At 63.3% G+C, this 471-nt stretch carries 1 protein-coding gene; it reads left to right on the top strand.

The genetic code is table 11. The features are described 5' to 3' along the window. Positions 1–289: transposase (locus QEH54_RS22865; protein WP_309021052.1), on the top strand; the 289-nt coding region annotated here is incomplete at its 5' end. Positions 290–471: the final 182 nt, after the last annotated feature.

Genomic DNA, 471 nt, shown 5'->3' with positions numbered 1-471 from the left:
GGGCCTCACGCCCAGGATCGACCAGTCCGGCGAGTCGGAGAAGCAGCTGAGGATAACCAAGGCCGGCAACGCCGACCTGCGAAGGCTGCTGGTCAACTGCGCCCAGCACGCGCTGGGACACTTCGGAAAGGACTCCGACCTGCGCCAGTCGGGAATGCGGATATGCGAGCGCGGAGCCTCCATAGCCAAGCGCAAGGCGGTCGTCGCCACCGCCAGGAGGATCGCCGTCACGATGGTGGCGGTATGGAAGAGCGGGACGCCCTACCAGCCCTTCCGCAACGCGGCCTAGGCAGCCAGGAGGAGCCAATCTGCTGGAAATGAACTTTGACCCGAAATGTCATAGTCGGAGCGACTGCGGTGGACCGCCGGCAAACCAAATGCGATAACAAGTAGGCAGCGCTCGAGACTGGACTCCCACATGCACCTACGCCACCATCCAAGGCGTTACCCGGAGTGCGAATGGAAGCGAGA

The organism is Pelagicoccus sp. SDUM812003 (assembly GCF_031127815.1).
Taxonomy (GTDB): Bacteria; Verrucomicrobiota; Verrucomicrobiia; order Opitutales; family Opitutaceae; genus Pelagicoccus.
The sequence above is the reverse complement of the archived record's forward strand: the minus strand, read 5'-3'. Positions and strand labels throughout refer to the sequence as shown.